At 40.3% G+C, this 4,831-nt stretch carries 3 protein-coding genes; all 3 read right to left on the bottom strand.

Annotated features, from left to right (window positions below; translation table 11 throughout):
• Positions 1-149: 149 nt before the first annotated feature.
• Positions 150-1,352, bottom strand: a complete 1,203-nt coding sequence (locus LC574_RS26805; protein WP_229456678.1) for a response regulator — start codon at positions 1,350-1,352, stop codon at positions 150-152.
• A 637-nt stretch (positions 1,353-1,989) separates the two neighbouring features.
• On the bottom strand, positions 1,990-2,343 hold the full coding sequence (locus LC574_RS26810; RefSeq protein ID WP_229456680.1) for a 2Fe-2S iron-sulfur cluster-binding protein: 354 nt from the start codon (positions 2,341-2,343) through the stop codon (positions 1,990-1,992).
• Positions 2,344-2,356: 13 nt separating this feature from the next.
• A complete protein-coding gene (locus tag LC574_RS26815; RefSeq protein ID WP_229456681.1) occupies positions 2,357-4,516 on the bottom strand; it encodes a Tex family protein in 2,160 nt (719 codons plus the stop codon).
• Positions 4,517-4,831: the final 315 nt, after the last annotated feature.

Consider the following 4,831-nt stretch of genomic DNA (forward strand, 5'->3'; position numbering starts at 1 on the left):
TAATCCGCTTTGATTTTTGAAATTATTTGCGTAGGCGGGGAGTAGGGAATAGGGAGTAGGGAGTAGGGAATCAGGCTTTTCGAGGTGTACGGTGTTTATTCAAAAATCAAATAGGAATCCTATAGCTTTTGAATTGTTAATAATTCTCCCTACTTACAAACTTCTAAATTAGTTTGACTCTTATCGATGGATACACTCGGCGCAGGTAAATATTTACGTACTATACTCATTACCTTGTCAGCGACCACAGGTTTAGTGATAAAATCTGTAGAACCGACTACTTTAGCACGAACTCTATCTAAAAGACCATCACTACCTGTTAATATAATTACTGGTGTATTGGCGAAGGCAGATATTCGTCGCAACTGAGTACAAATTTCGTAACCACTGGCGACTGGCATAATCAAATCCAAGAAAATCAGGTCTGGTTTATCCTGAATGAGGATTGGGAGAGCTTGTACAGCATCTTGAATTTTGATAAACCTTAGTCCATTAGAGGTGATAATATCCTCTAGCATTTTACAGACCAGAGGGCTATCATCTACGCAAGCTACTAGTGGAGCAATCGATTTCTTTGGTTGTGCGGTGATAGGCTTATTGTTGCCCTCAATCACTACTAAGGGCATGTCAGGTATTTCCACCAATTCAATGATTCCTTTAAGGATATAAGGAAGCAATGAACGGGTGAGTGGCAGTACACTTTGCTTCATTTTCACGGCTAAATCTCGCAGAGTTAATTTGCCGTTGATTAAATTTAAAAAGTTTTTGTAGACAGATGGACTTACCATCTGCTGAAGTTGTTCTGGTCGGCGTAGAACTGGTGCCAAGTCAGGAGAAAAATTTGCTAAACCTGCTTCTGACCAAATTTTCCACGAGTCTTGCATGTGCTTTACAGACATTTCTGCACTCGTGAAGCTTATTGGTGCTTCTAAGATAACTTCTTGGCTGCGATTGCAACTTATAGAAGCAAAATTTCCTTGCATAGCTAGGTCAAATAATAGTTCTGCTATGGTGTTTTCGGCAATAGACTGAATCTGTTCTCTCTGAATTTTATGTTTTTTATGAAAGATTTCTAGAATGCGATAATCCCAGTAATCTAGTGATACGTCTTGCAAACGCAACTGCAATTTCTCAACATCAATTTGGGGGCAATTTTGAGCCATATTTCTACGCCAGCGGCGGAAGGGATGAGTTCCACCTGTTGCCCAAACTATCCGCCCCAGCCGATAATAAAAAGTCCATTGGCTGCCTTTAGAACTTTTAATATTTAATTTGCCATTGTATTGTAGCTGAGTACAAGTTTTAAATTCATTAACTAGGTTATTTGAAAAAATAAGTTCGGAGTGGGTCATACTTTGTTCCTTGTATTAAAAAGCCAACTATTGATAAACCCACACTAGTACTGCAAGGCGGAAGTCAGCCCCTGTGGGGAAGTCAAAAGTCAAAAGTCAAAAGGCTTTAATTTTTTGGGCTTTATGGCTGTAATGAACAGTTATCAGTTAAAAATTGATAACTGTTCACTGATCTAATGGTAGGTTTATTTCCGCCGACCTGTACTAGCTATATAGTGGTCAGCAGATAGGTCAAGAAGTGCAAATACATTTCGTCTTTTGTAGCAGTCTAAATCAAGTTTATTAAAATCTAGGGATATAGGAAAATCGCAAAAATATTACTAGTAAAAAAGTCATGTAGCACAGAGTTGATTATCGGCAAACTTGATGACTCAAGTAGGTTGCTATAGCCCACATCATTAAAAAAGATGCATTCAGTATTTATATATTATTTTAATAATTTACATACAGAATTATATCCGTATAATTTCTGAATTTTTGTTTAAAAAAGATTGGCAGTCTTTATCTATGTCAATACTGCTTGGTTTTGCCTAAAAAATAACTCTAATGTAGGTTAGGTTGAGGAACGAAACCCAACATTTTCGTGCTTTGCCGGGTTTCACTACCTTTAACCCAACCTACAAATCTTCTTAACTGATTAGTATTGCGATCGCTTAGATTTTCCCGACTCAGGCTGATAGTAAAGGGCTGATTTATACAAGATTTGTTCTTGATGGGTTTCTAAAGTGCAATTAGATAAGGGGTAAGTTACACAAGTAACAACATAACCAGCCTGTATTTCACTTGGGCGCAGAAATTTTTGCTCACTTTGATCAACTTCACCGCTAATAAGTTTGGCGACACAGGCAGAACATTCGCCTTGTTTGCACCCAGATGGTAGGCGGATACCTGCTTCTTCTGCCATATCCAGAATATATTGATCGTCTGGTACTAGAATAGTACGATCTAATCCAAGTGTAGGATTGATGAATTGAACTTGATAAACTGCCATCTGCTGTTTGTAATTATTGTTTAACTGCTTTCATCGATAAACTAATCCGCTTGAGTTTCTCGTTGATTTCTAGCACCTGCACTTTCACTACTTGTCCGACTTTGACAACTTTGTTGGGATCGTCTACAAATCTATCAGCAAGTTGGGATATATGCACCAAGCCATCTTGATGTACGCCGATATCAACGAAAGCGCCGAAGTTGGCGACATTTGTGATTATTCCCTCTAGTTCCATTCCCACCTTTAAGTCGCTGATTTCTTTAATTCCTTCTTTGAAGGTGGCATACTTAAACTCTGCGCGGGGATCTCTACCTGGTTTTTCTAGTTCGCTGAGGATGTCGCGTAATGTGGGTTCGCCGACGCTATCGGTAACATATTTTTTCAGGTTGGTCTTTTTGAGTTTTTCGGCAATTTGTGTCACCTGATTTAATGGCACATTTAGATCAGATGCGATCGCTTCTACTACAGAATAACTCTCTGGATGCACTGCTGTATTATCCAATGGGTTGTCACCGCCGCGAATTCGCAGAAAACCCGCCGCTTGTTCAAAGGCTTTTGGCCCCAATTTGGGAACTTTCAAAAGTTGTCGGCGATTTTTAAAGGCTCCATTCTGGTTACGATAGGCGACAATATTATTGGCAACTGTTGCCGTAACCCCAGAGACGGAAGTCAGAAGTTCTTTGGAGGCGGTGTTCAAGTCTACGCCGACGTAGTTAACGCAGCTTTCTACAGTCTCATCCAATTTCTTTTTCAGCAATTTCTGATCGACATCGTGCTGATATTGTCCCACACCAATGGATTTGGGATCGATTTTCACCAGTTCCGCTAGAGGATCTTGCAAACGGCGACCGATACTAATCGCACCGCGCACGGTAACATCTAAATCGGGAAACTCTTCTAGCGCCACAATACTTGCAGAATATATAGATGCGCCAGATTCATTCACCATCACCTTAACTGGTTTGCGTTCTATGGTTTGCAATACTTGCGTGACAAACTCCTCTGTCTCGCGCGACGCTGTACCGTTACCAATGGCGATTAACTCAATCTTGTATTTTTCAATCAGATTTTTGACAGTTTGTGCAGCTTTAGCGCGTTGTTCAGCCGCTTGGTGAGGAAAAACCGCTTGGTATTCCAAAAATTTCCCCGTTTGGTCGAGGACAGCAACTTTACACCCAGTTCTAAATCCAGGGTCTATCGCCAAGGTTGGTTTCATTCCTGCTGGTGCAGACAGCAACAACTCTCGCAGATTAGTTTCAAATGTCTTGATTGATTCCATGTCTGCATAGACTTTCTTCTCAGAAATTACCTCTCCCATTAGAGAGACTTTCATCAAACGATTGAATGCATCTTTCAACATCGCCTGATAAAAATCCCGAATTGTCCGAACTTTGGTTTTAATTTCTTTCGACTCAAGATAGTAAAGTACCGTATCTTCATTAAAAGCAATTTCAAAGCTTAATACTTTCTCCGTTTCACCCCGACACAAAGCCAGCATATTGTGGGGCGCAATATTTTTTACCTTAATTTGATAGTTACGGTACATCTCAAATTTGGTTGTACCTTCGGGATAGTCATCTTTGATGCGGGAGACGAATACCCCTTCTTCTAGAAGATAATCGCGGATATATGCGCGTAATTCAGCTTTTTCAGCCACTTCTTCCGCTAAAATATCAGCAGCACCTTTGAGTGCCTCTTCTGCTGTTTTTACTCCCTTGGCTTCAGAAATATACTTAGCCGCTTCTTCTTCCAGGGAAGTCGTTGCAGCATTTTTGACATTTAGCGACTTGATGAATTCCGCCAATGGTTCGAGTCCTTTTTCTCTGGCGATAGTGGCGCGAGTGCGTCGTTTTGGGCGATAGGGTAAGTATAAATCCTCAAGTTCGGTTTTTTGTAAACAGGATGAGATTTTGGCTTTGAGTTCATCTGTAAGTTTACCAAGTTCTGCGATCGCACTTAAAATTACAGATTTTCGTTCTTCCAGTTCTGTTAAATAAGTATATCGATCAGCCAGTTCACGTAGTTGCACTTCATTCATCTCATCGGTGCGCTCTTTTCGATAACGTGCAATAAAGGGAATTGTTGCACCCTCCGCCAAAAGTTCCAGCGCGTTTTGCACCTGATGGGGTTTGAGATTTATTTCAGTTGCCAGTAATTGAGGAATGTTCAGCATTGAGTGTCTAAAATGAAAAAATGAAAATGCTACTTCTAAAGGTAATATGCTAGTACCGCAAGGCAAAAGTCACGCATTCACGCAGTCAAAAGTTTTGTATATCAAAGCTTTTGCAAGTTTTCAAATGGTAGCTTGATTTACGCCAAGCTGTACTAGATCCTTATTCTGGCGCAAGGGCAAAGTTTTAAGCTAATTTACCAGATGATTGCTCACAAGAGTGCAATTGAGTTTTAAAGCCTTTCAATCCGCGTAGGTAAACAAGAGTTTGTATAGCATAGCGCAGCTATTCTGAGTCGAGACACTGGCAACTGAAAT

It is taken from the genome of Nostoc sp. CHAB 5715, assembly GCF_020829685.1.
Taxonomy (GTDB): Bacteria; Cyanobacteriota; Cyanobacteriia; order Cyanobacteriales; family Nostocaceae; genus Nostoc.